The organism is Vibrio sp. LaRot3, assembly GCF_027587025.1.
GTDB lineage: Bacteria > Pseudomonadota > Gammaproteobacteria > Enterobacterales > Vibrionaceae > Vibrio.
This window is the reverse complement of sequence record NZ_JAPPTI010000005.1, coordinates 65,863-88,885: the sequence shown is the minus strand read 5'-3', so window position 1 is coordinate 88,885 and position 23,023 is coordinate 65,863. Positions and strand designations below refer to the sequence as shown.

General features: G+C 45.2%; 19 protein-coding genes. 4 read left to right on the top strand and 15 right to left on the bottom strand.

What is annotated here, in order from left to right:
• Positions 1-200 precede the first annotated feature (200 nt).
• From OH461_RS12225 to OH461_RS12195, 7 genes are all read right to left on the bottom strand, one after another.
• The gene (locus OH461_RS12225) at positions 201-608 is read right to left on the bottom strand and encodes a SufE family protein (protein WP_270020899.1); all 408 of its coding nucleotides are present in this window, start codon (positions 606-608) and stop codon (positions 201-203) included.
• A gap of 27 nt (positions 609-635) precedes the next feature.
• Complete coding sequence (sufS, locus tag OH461_RS12220) at positions 636-1,859, bottom strand: cysteine desulfurase SufS (protein WP_270020898.1); 1,224 nt, start codon at positions 1,857-1,859, stop codon at positions 636-638.
• Positions 1,856-3,127, bottom strand: a complete 1,272-nt coding sequence (gene sufD / locus OH461_RS12215) for a Fe-S cluster assembly protein SufD (RefSeq protein WP_270020897.1) — start codon at positions 3,125-3,127, stop codon at positions 1,856-1,858. The genes sufS and sufD overlap by 4 nt, the downstream gene beginning before the upstream one ends.
• Positions 3,102-3,848 carry a Fe-S cluster assembly ATPase SufC gene (sufC, locus tag OH461_RS12210; RefSeq protein ID WP_270020896.1) on the bottom strand — a complete coding sequence of 249 codons (747 nt, stop codon included), beginning with the start codon at positions 3,846-3,848 and terminating at the stop codon, positions 3,102-3,104. The genes sufD and sufC overlap by 26 nt, the downstream gene beginning before the upstream one ends.
• Positions 3,849-3,852: 4 nt before the next feature.
• Entirely contained in the window at positions 3,853-5,334 is a 1,482-nt protein-coding gene (sufB, locus tag OH461_RS12205) for a Fe-S cluster assembly protein SufB (RefSeq protein ID WP_270020895.1), read from the bottom strand.
• Between the two features lie 60 nt (positions 5,335-5,394).
• Positions 5,395-5,769 carry a Fe-S cluster assembly scaffold SufA gene (gene sufA / locus OH461_RS12200; protein ID WP_270020894.1) on the bottom strand — a complete coding sequence of 125 codons (375 nt, stop codon included), beginning with the start codon at positions 5,767-5,769 and terminating at the stop codon, positions 5,395-5,397.
• A gap of 214 nt (positions 5,770-5,983) precedes the next feature.
• Positions 5,984-7,252, bottom strand: coding sequence for an O-acetylhomoserine aminocarboxypropyltransferase/cysteine synthase family protein (locus OH461_RS12195; protein WP_270020893.1), 1,269 nt, complete (start codon positions 7,250-7,252; stop codon positions 5,984-5,986).
• 445 nt (positions 7,253-7,697) lie between these two features.
• Between OH461_RS12195 and OH461_RS12190 the strand changes: the two genes are divergently transcribed.
• Positions 7,698-9,251: an alanine/glycine:cation symporter family protein gene (locus OH461_RS12190; RefSeq protein WP_270020892.1), complete on the top strand. Its 1,554-nt coding sequence runs from the start codon at positions 7,698-7,700 to the stop codon at positions 9,249-9,251.
• A gap of 80 nt (positions 9,252-9,331) precedes the next feature.
• Here the strand turns inward: OH461_RS12190 and OH461_RS12185 are convergent, their stop codons facing one another.
• The 4 genes from OH461_RS12185 to OH461_RS12170 all read right to left on the bottom strand — a co-directional run bounded on the left by OH461_RS12185 (position 9,332) and on the right by OH461_RS12170 (position 12,760).
• Complete coding sequence (locus OH461_RS12185) at positions 9,332-10,387, bottom strand: S66 family peptidase (protein ID WP_270020891.1); 1,056 nt, start codon at positions 10,385-10,387, stop codon at positions 9,332-9,334.
• A 151-nt stretch (positions 10,388-10,538) separates the two neighbouring features.
• The gene (locus tag OH461_RS12180) at positions 10,539-12,125 is read right to left on the bottom strand and encodes an AbgT family transporter (protein WP_270020890.1); all 1,587 of its coding nucleotides are present in this window, start codon (positions 12,123-12,125) and stop codon (positions 10,539-10,541) included.
• A 249-nt stretch (positions 12,126-12,374) separates the two neighbouring features.
• Positions 12,375-12,500, bottom strand: a complete 126-nt coding sequence (gene ykgO / locus OH461_RS12175; RefSeq protein WP_070968538.1) for a type B 50S ribosomal protein L36 — start codon at positions 12,498-12,500, stop codon at positions 12,375-12,377.
• Positions 12,500-12,760, bottom strand: coding sequence for a type B 50S ribosomal protein L31 (locus OH461_RS12170; RefSeq protein ID WP_270020889.1), 261 nt, complete (start codon positions 12,758-12,760; stop codon positions 12,500-12,502). Before OH461_RS12170 ends, ykgO begins: the two co-directional genes overlap by 1 nt.
• A 123-nt stretch (positions 12,761-12,883) precedes the next feature.
• Here OH461_RS12170 and tsaA point away from each other — a divergent pair, with 123 nt between their 5' ends.
• Entirely contained in the window at positions 12,884-13,579 is a 696-nt protein-coding gene (gene tsaA, locus OH461_RS12165; RefSeq protein WP_270020888.1) for a tRNA (N6-threonylcarbamoyladenosine(37)-N6)-methyltransferase TrmO, read from the top strand.
• A 111-nt stretch (positions 13,580-13,690) separates the two neighbouring features.
• Positions 13,691-15,406, top strand: coding sequence for a proline--tRNA ligase (locus OH461_RS12160; RefSeq protein ID WP_270020887.1), 1,716 nt, complete (start codon positions 13,691-13,693; stop codon positions 15,404-15,406).
• A 106-nt stretch (positions 15,407-15,512) separates the two neighbouring features.
• Here OH461_RS12160 and OH461_RS12155 read toward each other — a convergent pair whose 3' ends face one another.
• The 3 genes from OH461_RS12155 to lpcA form a co-directional block, all read right to left on the bottom strand.
• A complete protein-coding gene (locus OH461_RS12155) occupies positions 15,513-16,910 on the bottom strand; it encodes a serine hydrolase domain-containing protein (protein ID WP_270020886.1) in 1,398 nt (465 codons plus the stop codon).
• Between the two features lie 117 nt (positions 16,911-17,027).
• A complete protein-coding gene (locus OH461_RS12150; RefSeq protein WP_270020885.1) occupies positions 17,028-17,873 on the bottom strand; it encodes a class II glutamine amidotransferase in 846 nt (281 codons plus the stop codon).
• A 92-nt stretch (positions 17,874-17,965) separates the two neighbouring features.
• Positions 17,966-18,544, bottom strand: a complete 579-nt coding sequence (lpcA, locus tag OH461_RS12145; RefSeq protein ID WP_075706932.1) for a D-sedoheptulose 7-phosphate isomerase — start codon at positions 18,542-18,544, stop codon at positions 17,966-17,968.
• A gap of 350 nt (positions 18,545-18,894) precedes the next feature.
• Here lpcA and fadE point away from each other — a divergent pair, with 350 nt between their 5' ends.
• On the top strand, positions 18,895-21,342 hold the full coding sequence (gene fadE, locus OH461_RS12140; protein WP_270020884.1) for an acyl-CoA dehydrogenase FadE: 2,448 nt from the start codon (positions 18,895-18,897) through the stop codon (positions 21,340-21,342).
• A 58-nt stretch (positions 21,343-21,400) separates the two neighbouring features.
• Here the strand turns inward: fadE and der are convergent, their stop codons facing one another.
• Entirely contained in the window at positions 21,401-22,885 is a 1,485-nt protein-coding gene (gene der, locus OH461_RS12135) for a ribosome biogenesis GTPase Der (RefSeq protein ID WP_270020883.1), read from the bottom strand.
• Between the last annotated feature and the right edge of the window lie 138 nt (positions 22,886-23,023).

The window sequence follows — 23,023 nt, the reverse complement described above, 5'->3', positions numbered from 1 at the left end:
TTGATTTCGATTTAAATGATAATGATTATCATTTGTATGTCTAGCAATATTTTCCCTTTATTTATTGCGACTATTTCTTAATCACCACAACAACACTGTGGGCAATAAGATTTACCAAAATTGCAATCTAACATTCTATCCGCCCTTGATAAGTATAAGAGGCGGATCTCTCCTGTCACAATGCAATCCATCATCTGAAATTAAGCGAGAGAGAAAGCACTTACCTGCTTGTAGATACTCTGCACCATAGACTCCAATCCTTGGTTGCGAGCTGGGGTAAGCTGTTGTTGTAAGCCTAGACGAGTGAACAGCGCTTTGATGTCTGTATCCAAAATTTGTTGAGAGGTTAAATCTTTCAGCAGCAAAATAACCAATGCGACCAAGCCCTTCACCAACGCAGCATCACTGCTACCCGTTAGAACGACTTGTTCATCAATTTGCTCTACTTTGATCCAAACGCTGCTTTGACAACCATAGATGGCGTATTGTTTTGTTTGCTCCTCGATAGGGAGCAAGGCATGTTTTTCACCGAGTGAGATGATGTATAGATACTTGTCTTCCCAATCAATACATCGGTCGAAATTTTTAATGAGTTGCTCGCGGTTCACAGTGATTCCTTTTGATTATTATTTTTCTTAGCCGACTAAAAGTAATTGAATGCGTTTTAAACCTGTTACCAACGCATCAATGTCTGCTTTATTGTTATACATTGCGATAGAGGCACGACACATGCCAGAAACTTGATAGCGCTTCATTAGAGGCATCGCGCAGTGATGACCCGTTCGGATTGCAATTCCGTATTTATCAAGAAAACTGCCCACATCAAATGCGTGCAGATTGGCAAGATTGAAAGCAATCACGCCCGACTTATCTGAGGGCCCATAGATTTTTAAATCAGAAACTGTCTCAAGCTGTTCTAATGCGTACTGCATCAACTGAGATTCATGGCTAGCAATGGCTGCAAGGCCAATATGCTGGATATAGTCAATCGCACTTCCCAAACCAATGATGCCAGCAACGTTTGGCGTGCCCGCTTCAAAGCGCCAAGGCGGTGCGTTGAAGGTTGTTTCACCGTAGATATCAACTTCTTCAATCATGGCACCGCCGCCTTCCCACGGAGGCATATCGGCAAGTAACTCATGTTTGCCATACAACACACCAATGCCCGTTGGGGCATACAGTTTATGCGCTGAGAATACGTAGAAATCGCAATCCAAATCTTGTACATCGATTTGGTAATGCATAATGGCTTGTGCGCCATCTACCAGCACACGAGCACCTTGTTGTTTGGCCAGCGCAATGATCTGTTTTGCGTCGTTATAAGTGCCTAACACATTGGATACATGGGTAAACGATACGAACTTGGTTCGACGGTTTAATAAGCTCTTCAACTTATCGAGCGACAGTGTGCCATCCTCTTCGATTGGCCACACCACCACTTTTACACCAATCTGCTTTGCGAGTAGTTGCCAAGGCACGATATTGGCGTGATGTTCCATCTCAGTGATGATGACTTCATCACCTTGTGATAACGCAAGTCGACCATAACTATTGGCCACAAGGTTAATCGCGTGTGTAGTGCCGTGAACAAACACAATCTCTTCACGTTGTTTCGCATTAATGAAGTGCTGAACTTGAGTTCGTACCTGCTCCATCATCTCCGTCGCTTGCGCGCTAAGATGATGAATGCCACGGTGAACCGCGGCATTGTCTTTAAGGTAAAATTGATCAGTGCGCTCAATAACACATTTCGGTTTCTGCGCGCTTGCAGCACTGTCGAGATAAACAAGGTTCTTGTTGTTGACCTCTTGATGCAAAGTGGGAAAGTCTTCTCGAATTTTATCTATCGCGTAGCTCATTGACCCGCTCCAGATAACTTATCGACGACCTGAGCAAACACGACCTGTTTGATTTGATCGATCTCAATCTCTTCTGTCACTTCACCTGCGAAAGCCAAAGTGATCATCTGCTCGGCTTGCTCTTGTCCGATGCCACGCGCTTGCAGATAGAAAATCTGCTCTTTGCTCAATGCACCTGTCGTCGTACCGTGACTGCACTTCACGTCATCAGCATAGATCTCCAGCTGTGGCTTACTGTTGATTTCGCAATGTTCACTCAATAACAAGTTGTGGTTCTCCATTTGCCCATCGGTTTTCAATGCATGCTGAGCCACTTTGATCATGCCGTTAAACACAGATTTAGACTGACCTTGACCAATAATCTTATGTAGCTGCTCACTGGTGCAATGGCCTTTATTGTGCTCAAGGTAAGTGCGCGTATCGTAGGTTTGGTCGCTTACTGGCAAGCTCAAACTATTCATATTCAGTTCGGAGTTCTCGCCGTTAAGTGCCGCGCTAGTGTGATGACGAATCACTTGCCCTGATAGCATAAAGGTTTGACTATCTACCTCAGCATCACGACCAATATGGATGTCATTGTGAGCAAAGTGATGGCTGTTGACCGAACCTTGGCAAATTTTGTAGTGAGCAAGTTGGCTGTTGTCTGCCACATCGATAGTAAGGCGAGAGCCCACATAGTGATTAAGCGCAGGCGCAGTTTCATTAAGCGTCACAAAGTGCTCAATCACACATGCATGGCTACTTGTTCCCAACTTAAGATGATTACGCGTTTGTGCCATTCCGCCTTGAGTTAACGTCTCAACATTTAAGATGTACCAAGGTTTCTCGGTCGCATTTTTACGATCAACCTCAATCACAACACCCGATTGATTAAACGCTTCGGTCAAATGCAAAAATATCTCTGGACTAATCGCTGCTGGCAGTTCGCCTTGGTAGTCAGCAATAGGGGTAACTTGCGCAGTCGCGTAATCACTCAAAGCAGGCGTAAATTGACCATCAATAAACACCAGCAGATGAGCATCGATATCTAAGCGTTTAGCGACAATATCTTGCTCAGTCACATTGGCCGCAGACTGACTAGAAAAATCAATCTGTTTAAAGCTCTCTAAAGATGTGTATTTCCAATCTTCATGCTTGTTATTTGGCAAGCCTAATTCAGTCGCTTGCTGCCAATGCTGACTTTGCGCTTCAGCTAACTTTGGTAAACGTGATTCAATTAAATCAGTTAGAGGTGCTAGCGTATCACTCTTCACCGGTAAGCCAGCCATAGCCTTTCTCCTCTAGTTCCGCCACCATAGAGAAGTCACCTGATTTGATGATCTTGCCTTGGTACAACACATGAACAAAGTCCGGTTTGATGTAGTCAAGAATACGCTGGTAGTGAGTAACGATAATAAATGAACGGTTGCCATCTTTTAGGCTATTCACCCCATTAGCGACTTCTTTCAGCGCATCAATATCGAGGCCAGAATCGGTCTCATCGAGAATGCACAACTCAGGATCAAGTACTGCCATTTGCAAAATATCGTTACGCTTTTTCTCACCACCAGAGAAGCCAACGTTCACTGAACGAGACAGCAAATCTTTTGGCATATTGAGCAGTTCAATCTTCTCATCAATCAGATCTGCCAGTTCAAAGCGCTCTAACTCAGATTGTTCACGGTATTTGCGCACAGAGTTGACCGCCGCTTTTAGGAACAAGTGGTTACTTACGCCCGGGATCTCTACAGGGTATTGGAAAGCAAGGAAAACACCTTCGCCCGCGCGTTCGTCTGGGTCTAAGTCGAGTAGGTCTTTACCTTTAAATGTTACGCTACCTTCAGTCACTTCATACTCTTCCCGGCCTGCCAAAGTGCTTGCGAGAGTACTTTTGCCTGAACCATTTGGTCCCATAATCGCGTGAATTTCGCCAGGATTAATTTGCAGGTCGACACCCTTTAGAATTTGTTGGTCTTCGATTTGGGCTTTTAAATTTTCAATAGTTAACATCTTGTTATCCCACACTGTGTTCTAGACTGATCGCCAATAGTTTTTGTGCTTCCACTGCGAATTCGAGTGGCAGTTCGGAGAACACGTCTTTACAGAAACCATTTACAATCATTGAAATGGCGTCTTCTTCAGCAATCCCGCGCTGAGAACAGTAAAAGAGTTGGTCTTCACCAATTTTGGTGGTCGTCGCTTCGTGCTCAACTTGAGCTGAATTGTTTTTCACTTCCACATACGGGAAGGTATGCGCGCCGCAGTTTGGCCCGATCAACATCGAGTCACACTGGGTAAAGTTTCGAGCATTGGTAGCTCCAGGTAAGATCTTAACGAGACCACGGTAGCTGTTTTCACTATGCCCCGCAGACACGCCTTTCGAAATAATGGTCGATTTGGTGTTCTTACCGATGTGAATCATTTTGGTGCCCGTATCAGCCAGCTGCTTACCGGCCGTCAGTGCGATGGAGTAAAACTCACCAATTGAGTTATCGCCCTGCAAAATCACACTTGGATATTTCCACGTAATCGCTGAACCCGTCTCAGATTGAGTCCAAGACATTTTGGAACCTTGGCCTTTACACAATGCACGTTTAGTAACGAAGTTAAGGATACCGCCATCAGTGTCTTTACCTGAGAACCAGTTTTGCACCGTCGAATACTTAACTTGCGCATCTTTTAGGATGATCACTTCAACAACTGCGGCATGCAGTTGGTAGCTGTCATGGGAAGGGGCTGAGCAACCTTCAATGTAGCTCACGTAGCTATCTTCATCGGCAATCAAAATGGTTCGTTCAAACTGGCCGGTTTTTGAAGCATTGATACGGAAATAAGTCGACAGTTCCATCGGGCAGCGAACCCCTTTAGGGATGTAGACAAAGGTGCCATCGGAAGCCACTGCAGCATTCAACGCCGCAAAGAAGTTATCTTCTGGCGGCACTACTGTGCCCAGATACTGTTTAACGAGCTCTGGGTGATTATGAATCGCTTCACTGAATGAGCAGAAGATAATGCCCTGCTCCGCCAGCTTTTCGCTGTATGTGGTTTTAACTGATACTGAATCGAAAATGGCATCCACCGCGACTTCGCTGCCTTCTTTAACCGGAACGCCTAGCTGATCAAACGCCGCTTCAACTTCTTTGGTCAAAAACTCTTCATTGATTTCTTGTTGCTCAGAATCACCAGAGCAACTGTCATCACAACTGCCACAGCTAGGCGCAGAGTAATAACTGTAATCTTGATATTGCAGCGGATCATAATGGGCTTTAAGCCAATGCGGCTCTTCCATGTTTTGCCATATACGGAACGCATTTAAACGAAACTCAAGCATCCACTCGGGTTCGTTACGTTTGGCAGAAATGGCGCGCACCACCTCTTCGTTGATACCTTTATCTAACCGATCGGTTTCGAGTTCAGTGAAAAAGCCTTCCTTGTAACTTTGGTCATCGACCCACGCTTGAACATCTTCCTGAATTTCAATACTGCTTTGTGTCATTACTTTTACCATTTGGAGAAGTGAGCACAGCCAGAGTTGTTGCCAACTCTGAAACTTCACTTACACATTAAAACTCTCACCACAGCCACAAGCACTTTGTACTTTTGGATTGTTGTACTGAAACATTTGGTTTAGACCTTGCGAAACAAAATCGACCTCTGTGCCATCCAAATAAGGCATGGCTTTCAGCGGCACATACAGATTTGCACCTTGATGGCTAAAGACCAGATCGTCTGGGTCTATTTCAGTGGCCATAGACAGAACATAAGCAAACCCAGCGCAGCCGGATGGCTTAATCGCCAAACGGATGCCCAGTAGGCTGTTATCTTTTGCCATAAGCTTCTCAATTTGTGTGGCTGCTTTGTCAGTTAATTGCAGTCCTTGCCACTGACTTTCATTCGGGTCAAAACTGGCAACTTGGTTTTCATCAGGCATGGTGAATCCCTTGTGTGGGCTATTATAATTAGAGAATTCTGCGAGAATGATAGTTATTATCATTTAACTAATCAACCATGTTTGAACTATGGTTTTGTGCGGTAATTGATGTGCTTTAAAAACAAGCTAAGATGGCAGACGCAAGAAAGTGAGAGACTGGCAGTTAATTAGGTAAGAAAATCATGCGCCTTGTCGACAAGGCGCACGGAATAATTTAAGCGCGAAGGGCTTGGTCTAAGTCAGCAAGAATGTCATCAATATGTTCAATCCCCACTGATAGGCGAATCATCTCCGGTGCAACGCCTGCTTGTTTTTGTTCTTCTTCACTCAACTGACGGTGAGTGGTTGAAGCCGGATGACAAGCCAGAGATTTAGCGTCACCAATATTAACCAAGCGTTTAAAGATATTCAGAGCATCGTAGAAGCGAACCCCTGCATCGTAACCATCTTTTAGACCAAAAGAGAGAATCGCGGATGGCTTACCTTTCATGTATTTCTCAGCTAAACCATAATGCGGTGAACTTGGTAATCCCGCATAACTTACCCAACTGACTTTCTCATGTTGTTCTAAGTATTGCGCCACTTTTAGCGCGTTTTCAGTATGGCGCTCCATGCGAAGTGATAACGTTTCTAAACCCTGAATCAACATAAACGCATTCATTGGTGACATGGCAGAGCCCGTATTACGCAATGGCACGGTACGCGCTCGGCCGATAAAGGCGGCTTCACCAAAGGCTTCGGTGTAAACCACACCGTGATAAGATGGCTCAGGCTGATTCATGACTGGGAAGCGCTCTTTATGCTCAGCCCAAGGGAACTTACCTGAATCAATAATGATACCGCCAAGCGTTGTGCCATGGCCGCCGACATACTTAGTCAACGAGTGAACCACAATGTCAGCACCAAATTCTATTGGCTTGCACAGCGCGGGCGTTGCAACCGTATTGTCTACAATCACAGGAACACCTTGCGCATGAGCGACATCCGCAACCCCTTGAAGGTCAATAATATTACCTGCTGGGTTACCAATACTTTCACAATAAACCGCTTTGGTGTTGTCATCGATAAGCTCGGCCAAACTCTCTGGTTTGTCATCCTTAGCAAATCGCACCTCTATCCCCTGCTTTGGCAACATGTGAGCAAACAACGTGTAAGTACCACCATAAAGCTGCGGGGTTGAAACAATATTGTCCCCTGCCTCAGCAAGAGTCAGGATCGCGTAGTTAATCGCTGCACTGCCTGCACTCACCACCAAACCAGCAATGCCACCTTCTAACGCCGCCATACGCTTTTCTAACACATCATTAGTCGGGTTCATGATTCGGGTATAAATGTTACCCGGCACTTCAAGGTTAAACAGGTCGGCACCGTGCTGAGCGCTATCAAACTCATAAGCCACCGTTTGATAAATCGGCGTCGCGACAGATTTAGTGGTTGGGTCGGTTTCATAACCAAAATGTATTGAGAGGGTTTCGTCTTTCATAAGTCATCCGTGATTGATTTTAGTGTGAGCTCGTTGCTCAAATATGCCCAACTTTTAAACAACAGAACAGTGCGTTGAACACATTTCGCTACTTCAAACTCAACTAAAGAAATTTTATCTAAATCAAACCTTCGCCCATCATCAAGCCAACGTTAATCACTATATAACTCCAAATATCCAGCATTAAATACGATGAATTTTTAGTCAATTATATCAATTAATCAGCCACTTTCATTCGATATAACCGATAACTACACCAAGTTTTTACTTATAGCGCTGCATGCATATCCCTCAATTGAACAATGCCAATATTTTGTGCTTCCAATCACACCAACAGCAATAACAACACAAATTAATTAACAGTTACATTACATAAAGGTTAATATTCGAGCACATTACAAACACAACAAGCCAATAACAAACTTCATTAACAGGGAAAATGCTTATGCAGTCTTTAGTTGATTTTCTGAACGGAATCATTTGGAGCCCGGTACTTATCTATCTATGTTTAGGTGCGGGCTTATTTTATTCGGTCATGACACGCTTCGTTCAAGTGCGTCATTTTTCTGAAATGTGGCGCTTGCTACTATCAGGTAAAAGCTCATCCAAAGGTATCTCATCCTTTCAAGCTTTAGCCGTATCACTCTCTGGCCGTGTCGGTACTGGTAATATTGCTGGTGTTGCTGCGGCTATCGGTTTTGGTGGCCCAGGCGCCGTATTTTGGATGTGGACAGTTGCGTTTTTTGGCGCGGCAACAGCGTATGCAGAATCCACCCTCGCGCAAATCTACAAAGAAGAAGATAACGGCGAGTTCCGCGGCGGCCCTGCTTACTACATTGAAAAAGCGATGGGACAAAAGTGGTACGCATGGATCTTTGCTATCGCGACGATCTTCGCTTGTGGTGTTTTGCTTCCGGGCGTTCAATCTAACAGTATCGGTAATGCCGTTGAAGCCGCTTTTGGCCCAGGTGAAATGATCGAAACCGCAGTCGGCACATTCAGTTTTGCCAAAATTTTTACCGGCACGGTTGTCTCTATCATTTTAGCCTTCATCATCTTTGGTGGTGTTAAACGTATCGCGCACTTCACTCAAATTGTTGTGCCGTTTATGGCATTGGCTTACATCATTACGGCCTTCGTTATCATCCTACTCAACATTGGTGAAGTGCCACGTATCTTTAGCATGATTGTTAGCGATGCGTTTACTCCAATGGCGGGTATTGGTGCAGCAATTGGTTGGGGCGTAAAACGTGGTGTTTACTCTAACGAAGCTGGTCAAGGTACAGGCCCACACGCGGCCGCGGCAGCGAGCGTTGACCACCCTGCGCAGCAAGGCTTGGTTCAGTCATTCTCTATCTATATCGATACCTTGTTAGTATGTTCAGCGACGGCATTTATGATCCTTATCACTGGCGCTTACAACGTACATGGTGGTGCAGAAGGCGCATTCCTGATCCAGAACCTACCCGCAGAGATTGGCGCAAATGGCCCGGTATTTACTCAAATGGCGATTGAAAGTGCCCTACCGGGTGTTGGTAAACCATTTATTGCGATTGCGCTATTCTTCTTCGCTTTCACCACTATTTTGGCCTACTACTACATTGCCGAAACCAACATTGCGTACATCCGCCGTACCTTTAAAGTCAGCGGTTTGATGTTCCTACTGAAAGTGGTTCTGATTTCAGCTGTGTTCTACGGCACAGTGAAAACAGCCAACTTAGCGTGGGCAATGGGTGATGTCGGTGTTGGCTTAATGGCGTGGCTTAACATCGTCGGTATCTTAATCATCTTCTTCATGTCTAAGCCTGCTCTAAAAGCACTGAATGATTACGAAGAACAACAAAAACAAGGCGTAGAAGAATACACCTTTAACCCAGTGAAGCTTGGTATCAAAGGCGCAACTTACTGGGAAGACAAATACCGCCGCAAGACTGGATTAGATCCACAAGCAGATGCTCAATCTGAAGTGGTCTCTCAGACCTCCCCCCACCTAAAATAGTCACAATATAAAGCAGTGGTAAGCCTTAATTAAGGCACATGGAAAAAGGGTTAGCACTTAGCTAACCCTTTTCATTTCTATCAGATTAATCGCTGTAATATCTCACCCTTTTCTTCCAAACTAATACGAGTCTGTGCGCCATTGACCAAGGTAAGGTTTGGTGGCACATGACCGATATCGACATCCATCAGAACAGGGATACCAAGCGAAGTAAGGTGTCGTTTAAGCACTTCACGATAGGTCAACATATTAGAATCGTCGGAGTCAGTACAAGCAGAGCGCCCCAATACCAAAGCAGAAATCTGTTCAAATACACCTTTAAACTGCATGCTCAAAATCGTGCGTACCAACTCGACAGCATCCATTTCTGCATTCTCCAAATAAAGAATAAGCGGAGCATCAGACTGACTATTCAATTTCTCAAGGTCTAAATAGGGGGTCGTAAACAGATGACGCAGCGTATCCCAACATCCTCCAATCAGACGCCCCTCAATAGCATTAGTATTATTGGCGTCATCAAGATCCGAAGGCTTAACCAGCCATTGCCACTGCGTCGGCTTATCAAACTCGAAATCAGCACTTGGGTTAGCAACAAAATTCGCCCATTGATGACTATGCGCTTGAGACGCATGTTGGACAAACTCACCACCACTCGGCGTCATCAAATGAGAAACCGTGCTTTGGGTTAATGGGTCTTTGGTGAACCCTGTTTGATCCATTAGATTGCTGCAATGCAGCGTCGCCCAATTTAGCTTACTTGTCAGTACGACATTAATCGTGCTGACATCTGAAAAGCCAATAATCCATTTGGGTTTTGCCGATTTTAGTTTTTCAAAATCCAATAGCGGCAGGACTTCCATAGCCAATTCACCGCCCCAAGGCGGTGCGATTGCGTCGATGCTGTCATCAAGAAGAAAGCCCATTAGCTCGTGCGCTCTTTGTTCAGCCGAGGCACTGGCTTGCTTCTGTTGACCGACAAAGCACTCCCCTTGCACAGTAATAAAACCAAATGAATGAAGGTAATCGAGTACCAGTCGAAAACGCGCTTGATGCTCAGGTGCAATGCCTGAAGAAAATGCGGTTAACGCGATCTTACTACCCGCTTTAAGCGGCGCTGGGTACTGAATGCCTTTCATTTTACTGCCTCATTTATTCCTTTTAATTCAATAAAATAAACTATTCATCAAACCAAACTCAAGCATTCTATCGCGCAACAAATACTCATAAACAAAAAAGCCGAAGCATTTGCTTCGGCTTTCTATTTTTCACTCACCTAAGGTAAGTGTACTAAGGCGTGTAGTACGTTGCTGCGCCCGGACCTACTGGTAGACCTAGTAGGAATACCCAAATGTAGAACAAGATACTCCAACCTACGATGAAGCAGATTGAGTAAGGCAGCATGGTCGCGATAAGTGTACCAATACCGAGGTTCTTCATGTAGCGCGTTGCAACCGCTAGGATCAGACCAAAGTAACTCATCATTGGCGTGATGATGTTAGTGGTTGAATCACCGATACGGTAAGCCGCTTGAATCGTTTCTGGTGCGTAACCAACAAGCATCAGCATAGGAACAAAGATTGGCGCTGTTACCGCCCATTGTGCAGACGCTGAACCGATCATTAGGTTAATGAAGCCACACATTAAAATGAATGCGAAGAACAACATTGGACCGGTTAGACCAATCTCTTGCAGGAAGCTTGCGCCAGCAACCGCGAATACTTGACCGAAGTTAGTCCACTTAAAGAAAGCAACAAACTGAGCAGCAAAGAATACCAATACGATGTACATGCCCATTGAAGACATCGACTTCGCCATTGCATCAATCACATCGCGATCAGTTTTCATCGTGCCGACAACTTTACCGTAAACAAAGCCCGGAATTGCGAAGAAAACAAAAATGAACGCAACAATACTCTTAAGGAAAGGCGAACCCGCAACCGTACCAGTCGCAGAGCGCAGTACGCCATCTTCAGGAACAATTGTCCATGCTAGTAGTGCTGAAACCAACACAACGGCAAGGCCTGCCAGTTTTAGACCTTTCTTTTCTACGTCAGTAAGTTTGCCCATTGAATCTTGAGACAAATCTTCCGATGCATCTTCATCATTATATTTGCCAAGTTTTGGCTCAACGATTTTCTCGGTAACGAACGCACCAGTAATCGCGATGAAGAAAGTAGACACAAACATGAAGTACCAGTTTACTTCTGGGCCTACTGTGTAGGTTGGGTCAATCATTTGTGCCGCGGTTTCTGTGATACCAGAAAGCAGAGGATCAACCGTACCGATAAGTAGGTTTGCTGAGTAACCACCAGATACACCGGCAAAGGCAGCCGCAAGGCCAGCAAGAGGATGACGTCCAAGCGAGTGGAAAAGCATCGCTGCCAGTGGAATTAAAACAACATAACCTAGCTCAGAAGCGGTATTTGAAATGATACCTGCAAATACAACCGTAACTGTCACCATGCGTTTTGATGCGCCCATCACTAGGCCACGCATTGCAGCAGAAAGTAAACCTGAGTGTTCAGCAATCGCGACACCTAGCATTGCCACCAATACCGTACCTAGTGGTGCAAAGCCAACGAAGTTCTTCACTAGATTGGTAACGATTAGCTGAAGACCTTCAGCATTAAGTAGACTAACTACATGGATCATACCGTCAGCTGCACGACCTTTCGCGCCTTCTGGGCGTGGGTCCATGACAGAGACTTCGAAGTAACCGGCAATGCCAGAAGTGATGAGAATGGCCAAACAGAAAATGGCAAATAGTGTGATTGGGTGGGGTAATAAGTTCCCCAAATACTCGACCGCGTCTAGAAAGCGTGTAAATAACGGTTTTTTCGGTGAGTTTTGCTTAATCGAATCAGATGAACTCATCTGTTCCCTCCTTGTATTTATTCCATTGCATTTGTGACAAAAATGTCAAAAGCTGGGGAAGGTTACTTTACCGAGGGAGCAATGAAAAATTCAAAATGTAAGCAAACGTTTCAATTGATAGTTTTATATACTAAAAATCGACTTGTTTAATAGCTCTTTAAACCAACATAAATTGATATAGCAGAATTATTAACAAGTTTTATTCATTCACCTACATTTTGATTGCATACAGTCAGCAAACGGAGAAGATTACTTTTGTACGGCTTTAAAACGTGGGTTTGATTTGCAAATTACGTATAGGCGACCGCGGCGCTTTACGATCTGGCAGTCAGGGTGACGATTCTTCGCACTCTTTAATGACTTAACAACTTTCACTATTTCTCCTCCTTATTAAATGAACCAAAACGACGATTGAAGTTTGCGACACGTCCTTCTTTGTGAAGTACGCGCTGTTTACCGGTATAGAAAGGATGTGATTCAGATGACACATCCAACGTGAAATACGGGTAAGTCTTACCGTCTTCCCATTCAATAGTGCGGTCTGTCTGTAGTGTTGAACCAATAATGAAGTACTTATCTACGCTTGTGTCGTGGAATACCACTTTTCGATATTCAGGGTGAATGCCCGCTTTCATCGATCAATCCTCATAAATTTAAACTGTTATGTTATAACATTTTAATTAATAATCATTCTCAAAAAGAATTGCAAGCAAAATTTGTGATAGTTTTAACGCAGATGACAAATTGAGATTGAACAGATGTACTCCATCAGCCCTATTGGGATCATTGAAACACCCTATAAAGAAAAGTTCGCTGTGCCCCGCCAGCCAAGGCTTGTACCCAATGCGAGTGCGAAAGTTAAACTGCAAGGCGAAGTGAATTGTGCAGAGGCGATTCGCGGAATTGAACAATTTAGCCATGTGTGGCTACTTTTCCTGTTTGACCAAAATTTAGCCGCTGGTTGGAAGCCGACAGTAAGACCCCCTCGTTTAGGTGGTAATGAAAGAATTGGCGTATTGGCCTCTCGATCAACCTTCCGCCCAAATGGAATCGGAATGTCAGCAGTCGAGTTAAAAGGCGTAAGCCAAAAAGGTGATCAGTTTTACTTGGAATTGGGCAGTGTTGATCTGGTCGATGGCACTCCGATCGTTGATATCAAGCCGTATATCCCCTATTCAGATTCAGTACTGAGGGCGAGTGGCGGTTACGCAGAGGAAGAACCTGAAAAAGTACAGGTAACATTCGATCCTGATGTTCTACATGCGCTAAAACAACGTAAAGATGGCCAACAGGTAATCGCCGTCATCGAGCAAGTGTTAGCCCAAGATCCTCGCCCGGCATACAAGAAGAACAAACCCGACAGCAAAGAATATGCGGTAAATTTGTTCGATCTGAATGTAAAATTTACCGTTACCGATAACTTAGTATCAGTAACCGCAATTGAACGCTTTTGACAAAGCCATTTGGCTGATATTATAAGCGGCTAACATTTTCCCATTGTGGGATCTTTAGGCTCATGTCCATTCTGGCTTGAGTTATTCATTTTCATAAAACGGATAAAATAAATGCGTACCAGTAATTACCTTCTTTCTACATTGAAGGAAACTCCAAACGACGCAGAAGTAGTGAGCCACCAGCTCATGCTACGTGCAGGTATGATCCGTAAGCTGGCTTCAGGTTTATACACCTGGCTACCTACCGGTCTACGTGTACTGCGTAAAGTCGAGAACATCGTTCGTCAAGAAATCAACAATGCAGGTGCAGTTGAAACTTTGATGCCCGTTGTTCAGCCGTTTGAACTATGGGAAGAGACAGGTCGTTCTGAAAAGATGGGCGCTGAACTACTTCGCTTTACTGACCGTCATACACGTCCGTTTGTACTAAGCCCAACAGCTGAAGAAGTGATCACTAGCCTTGTGCGCAACGAAGTGAGCTCTTACAAACAGCTTCCGCTTAACTTGTACCAAATCCAGACTAAGTTCCGCGACGAGCGTCGTCCACGCTTTGGTGTAATGCGTGCGCGTGAATTCTGCATGATGGATGCGTACAGCTTCGACATTGACAAAGAAGGTCTAGAGAAGTCATACCAAGCAATGCACACAGCTTACTGTAAAGCATTCGACCGTATGGGTCTTGATTACCGTCCTGTTCTTGCTGATACCGGTGCTATCGGTGGTAGTGGCTCACACGAGTTCCACGTACTTGCTGAAAGCGGCGAAGACCTAATCGCATTCTCTTCTGAGTCTGATTACGCAGCAAACATCGAGAAAGCAGAAGCGCTAGCACCAACAACAGAACGTGCTGAACCAACTGCCGAAATGACGCTAGTTGATACGCCAAACGCGAAAACTATCGCTGAGCTGGTTGAGCAATTTGATCTGCCAATCGAGAAAACCGTTAAGACGCTATTTGTGAAAGCTTCAGAAGAAGTAGACGCAGAGATCATCGCGCTTATCATCCGTGGCGACCACGAGCTGAACGAAGTAAAAGCTGAAAACCTTAAAGAAGTGGCATCTCCTCTAGAGATGGCGACCGAAGAAGAGATTCGTGCACTTATCGGCGCAGGCCCAGGCTCACTTGGCCCTGTAGGTCTAAAACTGCCATTCATCGTTGACCGCACAGTTGCAGTAATGAGCGACTTTGGCGCAGGTGCTAACGTTGATGACAAACACTACTTTGGCATCAACTGGGGTCGTGACGTTGAACTAGGTCAAGTTGAAGACCTACGTAACGTAGTTGAAGGCGACCTAAGCCCATGTGGTCAAGGTACACTTTCTCTAAAACGCGGTATCGAAGTTGGTCATATCTTCCAACTAGGTACTAACTACTCAGAGAAGATGAACTGTGGCGTACTTGGCCCAGACGGTAAGAACGTTATCCTAGAGATGGGTTGTTACGGTATCGGTGTATCTCGAGTTGTTGCTTCAGCGATTGAACAAAACCACGATGAGAACGGTATCATTTGGCCAGCTGCGATTGCTCCATTCCAAGTGTCTATCGTGCCAATGAACATGGCTAAATCTGACGAAGTGAAAGAAGCCGCAGAGAAGCTATACGCTGACCTAACTGCAGCGGGCATCGAAGTGCTATTTGATGATCGTAAAGAGCGCCCAGGCGTTATGTTTGCGGATCACGAACTGATCGGTATTCCACACACTATCGTTATCGGTAACCGTAGCCTAGAAAACGGCGAGATGGAGTTTAAAGACCGTCGCGCTGGCACTAAAGAAGGCGTTGCGATTGCTGACATCGTTGAGTTTGTTAAGCAAAAACTGGCTTAATCTGCTTAAGCGGAAAATAGATGTAAAGGCTGACCTCGTGTCAGCCTTTTTATTATCGAGGTTTTACTTCCTAGCGCTATTGATTCCTCGATGAATCGTGGCTGCGCTAGTGAATCTTTTTCGCTGGGCCAGTGAAGAAATTCGACTCCTGAATTAGCCCCTTAACTTTACCATCCTCAGAAAACTCAAAACGGAAATTTGACTGAAACTCCAATGGCCTAAATTGCTTATCGCCCACTTTATACAAAGCATACGCATCTTGCTGATAACCTTGAAGATACAGCTGTCCATCGCGAATAAAGACATCCGCATAAAAACTAGGATCGAATTGATAGCGCCCCACTAAAGGCTCTACGTCTTGTAAATCCGCTTTCAATACCTCGGTTTGATTTAACGCATAATGTTGCCAGCCTTGTTGAACCGAAATAGCCCGAAGAATCTCTAACGCTAGTTGATCGCCTTTTTGACCATTGGTCATCACTACTGCGCCAGTACCTAATTTTGGATACAGCACAAAGTGAGATTCAAAGCCGTGGTTTATGCCACCGTGGAAAACGTAGTTGGCTCGCACATCGTCAGAGCGGAAAAAACCTAACCCCATAAATGGCGTGGATGGGAAGTTAATGGCTGAGATTGTCTGCTGCTTGAGCCAAGTTTCATCTTCACCAATATAGGCACGATGAACGGCCAGCAACAGAGCCATAAAATCATTTGGTGTGGTCCACAAGCCCGCGGCACTTCTAGCCGCATACTTATGCCAGCCAGCTTGTTCCCATTCACCTTGTTTATGCGCATGGGCATAAAGGTCACTCACCTCTTCAACATCCGGCTGAACAAAGCTTGAATGCTTCATGGCTAGTGGCTTAAATACTTCCTGTTGGGCAATTTCAGTAAATGGCTTTTTGTAGACTCGCTCAAGCAGATGCTGAATAACAATGTAGCCACCATTAGAGTAATGAAACTCTCCGACGGTAAACTCTTGCTTTAATACACCATACAGGGAACTGCTTTTCGTGTATGAAGCTAAAGATGGCAATGACTGACCACTTTCCACTCCAACATAGCCCACATGATTAAAACCAGCCTGATGAGAGAGAAGCTGACGCAAAGTAACAGAAGACTCGACCAGCTTTGCAAACTCAGGCGCTAATAACGGTTTCACCTTAACATTTAGATCAAGCAGCCCCTGATCTACAGCTCTTAGAACTATGAGAGCTGTCACAGGCTTACTCATCGATGCCACTTGATAACGTGTCTCCGCTGTCGCCATTTGACCCGCTTTGTTGCGCTCACCCGTAACAAACTGCCAATCAGGCTTACCCTGCTTAAAGGTGCTTACACTCACACTTGGGATCTGCCAATACTGCATTCGCTCCTCGAGCGAATAACGCAGCTCTGGCTCTGAGGCAAATTTATAACTCGCAATAAGTTTTGATAGCGCTTCTGGAGGTTCTGCCCAAACATTCGAACAACATAGGGTTAAAACCAAGAATAAATACCGCATAAAATACCTACCTAAAAGAATAAAAACCCCATTGATACTATTTATATATCAATGGGGTTTTTATTAATTTCGCAGATGTAACCAACGATTTGCGTATCAGTTCTCGATTTAAGAGCTTTACTCTAACGGTTCTGTTGGCGCTTGGCTGGCAACCTTCTTAGGTGCAAATGCGACATCTTTTAAGTTATCAGCGTTGCCATCGATGAGTTCACCAAAATGGAAAATACCAAATTCACCCGGCTTCATTCGATGCCATTGTTCGTTATCTGTCAAAGGCTGAGTGGCGATCACTGAAACCACATCATCGGGGGTGGTTTCTTCTTGGAAGTTAATCGTCACATCTTCATCAATCAACGACGCCTTACCAAATGGCGCGCGTCGAGTAATCCAATACAAATGGTTGGTACAATAGGTCATCACGTATTCACCATCTGAAAGCAGCATGTTGAACACGCCTTTATCTCTCAAGCGATCACAGCACTGTGCAACAAAGCGAAATACCCCCACCATATCCTGTGGCGGCTCTGGGTACCTTTGCTCTAGTTGGTTCATGATCCAACAAAATGAAAGCTCGCTGTCAGTCTGCCCGACCGGTCTTATTCTGCCCGTTTCTAAATCTTGGTAATCACTCAACTGACCATTATGAGCAAACGTCCAGTAACGTCCCCATAATTCACGAGTAAATGGATGCGTGTTTTCTAAGTTGACTCCACCTCGATTCGCCTGACGAATATGGCTGATCACCGCCCGACTTTTAATTGGGTAGTTTTGTACTAACTCTGCAATCTTGGAGTTACAACTTGGATTTGGATCTTTAAAGGTGCGAAAGCCTTTGCCTTCGTAAAAGGTAATGCCCCAGCCATCGCTGTGTGGCCCTGTATTGCCACCGCGCTGCATTAATCCTGTGAAGCTGAAGCAGATGTCTGTCGGTACATTGGCGCTCATGCCGAGCAATTCACACATGGCTTATGTTACTCCCTATATATCAATGCGCAGCAACTCTATACAAAGTATAGACTTGCTGCGTACCTAAACCGTGTGGTTGAAAATAGAGCTTACTTCTCCATTTCCTTTTCAATCAATTGGATCACGATGTGAATGATCTTGATGTGGATCTCTTGGATACGGTCTGCGTAACCAAAGTGAGGAACACGAATCTCGATATCCGCACAGCCTGCCATTTTACCGCCATCTTTACCGGTTAGAGCAATGGTCTTCATGCCTTTTGCTTTCGCCGCATCAATTGCGTTTAGGATATTACCTGAGTTACCAGACGTTGATAGACCAAACAGTACATCACCTTTAGCACCAACAGCTTCTACGTAGCGAGAGAAAACAAAATCGTAGCCGAAGTCGTTACTTACACACGAAAGATGGCTTGGGTCTGAAATCGCAATACCTGGGTAACCTGGGCGGTTTTCACGGTAGCGACCAGTAAGCTCTTCAGCGAAGTGCATTGCATCACAGTGTGAGCCACCGTTACCACAAGACAGTACTTTACCGCCTTGTTTGAAAGAATCAGCAATCAGTTTTGCAGCCGCTTCAATTTGCGCAATGTTATGGTCATCACTTAGGAACTTGTTCAGTACGTCAGCGGCTTCTGTTAGCTCGCTTTTAATCAAATCCTGGTACATAGGCATTCTCTTTTATTCGGTAATGGAGCGCTGTTTTAAAGGTTAACTTTTAGGTTAAAAAGTTAGCCCAAATTAACAGCCTCAGACTCTTCTGAGTTTACTTGAACAATTCTCACTGTCGATAGTCACACGGCAAGATTTCATAGTTTATTGACCTTTCACGCTCACAAAATCAGCATCAGCTAACAAATATAGAATCTTTACTCTACGCAGATCACTTTTTAACCATATCGACATTTTACATCTTATTAACATGACGACTATAATTTAACTGGTTAGACCTCTTACAAGTAAACCCCGTATAACTAGACGAACAACAGCGATAACACGTCTAAAAAGGAATAAATAATATGGACATCTTGCTCTCCCTATTTGGCTTTGCACTGGTATTGTGTGTTTGCCTCTACCGTCGAACTTCATTGTTCGCCGCCATTGCTGCAACCGCCGCAACTCTCGTCGCGTTGACCATCATTGGTACTGCTGGCGCAGTCAGTTGGCTCGCATACGTATTGGCGATTGCTCTGTTTGTCGTCCCTTCGATTCGACAATCACTATTCAGCGCCAAAGCGTTGAGTGCATTTCGTAAAGTACTCCCTGCGATGTCACAAACCGAAAAAGAAGCGCTCGATGCGGGTACGGTATGGTGGGAAGCAGAGCTGTTCAAAGGTAAACCTAACTGGCATACCCTACATAATATTAAGGCTCCTACCCTTAGCAAAGAAGAGCAAGCTTTCCTCGATGGTCCAGTGGAAGAAGTGTGCGCTATGGTTAACGATTACCAAGTTACCCATGAACTGGCCGACCTGCCCCCCGAAGTATGGCAATATCTAAAGCAACACAAATTCTTTGCCATGATCATTAAGAAGGAATACGGCGGTTTAGAGTTTTCTGCCTATGCACAATCTCTTGTTCTACAAAAGTTAACAGGCGTATCAAGTGTACTTTCATCGACAGTCGGCGTACCTAACTCGCTTGGCCCGGGTGAGCTGCTGCAACATTACGGTACTAAAGAACAACGAGATCACTACTTACCTCGCCTTGCAGAAGGCAAAGAGATCCCATGTTTTGCCCTTACTAGCCCAGAAGCAGGCTCAGATGCTGGCGCTATTCCTGACCATGGCACGGTTTGCTATGGAGAATGGCAAGGTGAGCAAGTGCTTGGTATGCGCTTAACGTGGAATAAACGCTACATCACGCTCGCGCCCGTTGCGACGGTTCTTGGCCTTGCGTTTAAGCTGCGAGATCCTGAGGGCTTACTCGGCAAACAAGAAGATCTCGGTATTACCTGTGCTCTCATTCCAACCGACCTTGATGGGGTTGAGATTGGTAACCGCCATTTCCCACTTAATGTACCATTCCAAAATGGCCCGACTCGCGCTAATGACCTATTCGTGCCTATCGATTTCATCATTGGCGGTAAAGAAATGGCAGGCCAAGGCTGGCGCATGCTGGTGGAATGTCTCTCTGTCGGCCGTGGTATTACGCTACCTTCAAACTCAACCGGTGGCATTAAGACAGCCGCACTGGCAACCGGCGCTTACGCACGCATTCGTCGTCAATTTAAACAACCTATTGGCCACATGGAAGGGGTTGAAGAGCCACTCGCACGCCTTGCAGGTAACGCTTATGTAATGGATGCAGCCAGCGCACTCACAGTGGCAGGTATTGACCTTGGTGAGAAACCATCGGTCATTTCTGCAATTGTAAAATATCACTGTACGCACCGCGGTCAGCGCAGCATCATCGATGCAATGGATATTGTTGGTGGTAAAGGTATTTGCCTTGGCCCTGCTAACTTCTTAGCTCGTGGCTACCAAGGCGCACCAATTGCGATTACGGTTGAGGGGGCAAACATCCTCACCCGCTCGATGATCATCTATGGCCAAGGGGCAATTCGTTGTCACCCTTATGTCCTGAAAGAGATGGAAGCTGCTCACTCTGATCGTAACGATGCCCTCGAGCAATTTGATGCTGCACTATCGGGCCATGTCGCCTTTACACTCAGTAATTTAGTGCGCAGCTTATGGCTCGGCGTGAGCGATGGTCGCTTCTCTGAAACACCTGTCAGTGATGCCACTGCACGTTACTATCAGCAACTAAATCGTTATAGCGCCAACATCGCTTTGTTATCGGATATTTCAATGGCAGTACTTGGCGGTTCGCTAAAACGTAAAGAGCGTATCTCAGCTCGTCTTGGCGATGTACTGAGCCAACTTTACCTCGGCTCAGCCACATTGAAACGCTTTGATATCGAAGGCCGTCATAAAGAAGATTTACCTTTACTGCACTGGGGCATGCAAGACTGCTTGTATCAAACCGAGCAAGCCATTGATGCGCTGCTGGCTAACTTCCCGAACAAACTGATTGGTCGCCTACTGCGTGTTGTGTTATTGCCATTTGGCCGAGTCCGCAAAGCGCCGAACGACAAGCTAGATAGCCAAGTTGCGCAGCTACTCCAAACACCGAGTGCCACTCGTGACCGTCTAGGTCGCAACCAATATTTGGTTGCAAGCGAGAACAACCCTGCAGGTAAAATTGAGCAAGCGCTGCATACCATCATTGAAGCTGAGCCAGTATTCAATAAGATATGTAAGGCATTGGAACAGCGTAAGCCATTCTTACAGCTTGATAAGGTTGCTCAAATTGGCCTAGAAAAAGGGCTCATCGAGCAAGCAGAAGCCGACCTTCTGATTGAGGCTGAGCGTCAACGCTTGTATGTCATCAATGTCGATGATTTTGACCCAAACGATTTAGCGGCAAAGCCTAACTTACCGCCTCTAATGGATGAAGTGGCATAAACACTGAAATAGAAAAAGGGCTGCGATTGCAGCCCTTTATTTATTTGTTCACTAACAATTACTTGTTACGGTTTTTAACCGCACTCATCAAGCGTTTACGCTTACGCTCCTGAGACATAGTCATCTTGTTAGATTTACCTTCAAATGGGTTTTCGCTGTTCTGGAATTGAATGCGAATTGGTGTACCCATAATCTCTAATGACTTACGGTAGTAGTTCATCAGGTAACGTTTGTACGAATCAGGAAGTTCGTTTACTTGGTTACCGTGAATAACCACGATTGGTGGGTTGTAACCACCTGCGTGCGCGTATTTCAGTTTAACACGACGACCACGAACCAATGGCGGCTGGTGATCTTCTGTTGCCATCTTCATGATACGAGTCAGTACAGACGTACCAACACGCGTCGTTGCAGACTTATACGCTTCTTGAACAGATTCAAATAGGTGACCAACACCTGTACCGTGCAATGCAGAGATAAAGTGAATACGAGCAAAGTCAACGAAGCCTAGGCGACGGTCTAGCTCTTTCTTCACGTGTTCTTTCACGTCTGTATCCAGACCATCCCACTTGTTTACCGCAAGCACGATTGAACGACCCGCGTTCAGAGCAAAGCCTAGTAGGCTAAGGTCTTGATCAGAGATGTTTTCACGCGCATCAATAACAAGTAGCACAACGTTCGCATCTTCAATCGCTTTAAGCGTTTTAACCACTGAGAACTTCTCAACGGTTTCGTTAATACGCTTACGACGACGAACACCTGCCGTATCAATCAGTACGTATTCGCGCTCATCACGTTCCATTGGGATGTAGATTGAGTCACGAGTTGTACCCGGCATATCGTAAACAACCACACGCTCTTCACCAAGAATACGGTTGGTTAGTGTTGATTTACCTACGTTAGGACGACCAATGATTGCCAGTTTGATCGGCTGGTCTTGTAGACGCTTGAACTCTTGTTCTGCCTCTTCTTCGCTGTAATCAAGTTTCTCTTCTTCTTGATCAACTAAGTCAGTCAGATCTTCAATCTCGCCCTGCTCTTCAATGAGCTTTTCAGCAAATGGATTTAGCGCTCGGTCAATCAGAGCACCAACACCTCGGCCATGAGCCGCAGCGATTTGGTACATGTTCTCAACACCTAGCTGCCAGAAGTCAGCTGAAGCTGCATCAGCATCAATACCATCCACTTTGTTTACCACAAGCATGGCTGGCTTTTCGATCTTACGTAAGTGGTTTGCAATCGCAATGTCAGACGGTGTTAGACCAGCACGGCCATCAACCATAAATAGCACAACATCAGCTTCATCAATCGCCGCTAATGATTGCTCTGCCATTTTAGTTTCTACACCTTCTTCACTGCCATCAATACCGCCAGTATCGATTACAATAAATTCGTGTTCGCCAAGTTTCGCTTGGCCATATTTACGGTCGCGAGTTAATCCAGGGAAATCCGCAACCAATGCGTCGCGTGTACGAGTCAATCGGTTAAATAACGTAGACTTACCTACGTTAGGACGCCCTACTAGAGCAACAACAGGTACCATAATAACCTCTACAATTTCTTTTTCTTATGTAGTTATAGGTAATGACTGGGAAATAGCATTGAAAAACCAGTACTTACCTATAACTACAGCGCCTATTTTTAATACTCTAAAGATTAAAATATTTAGAGTATATGCAAT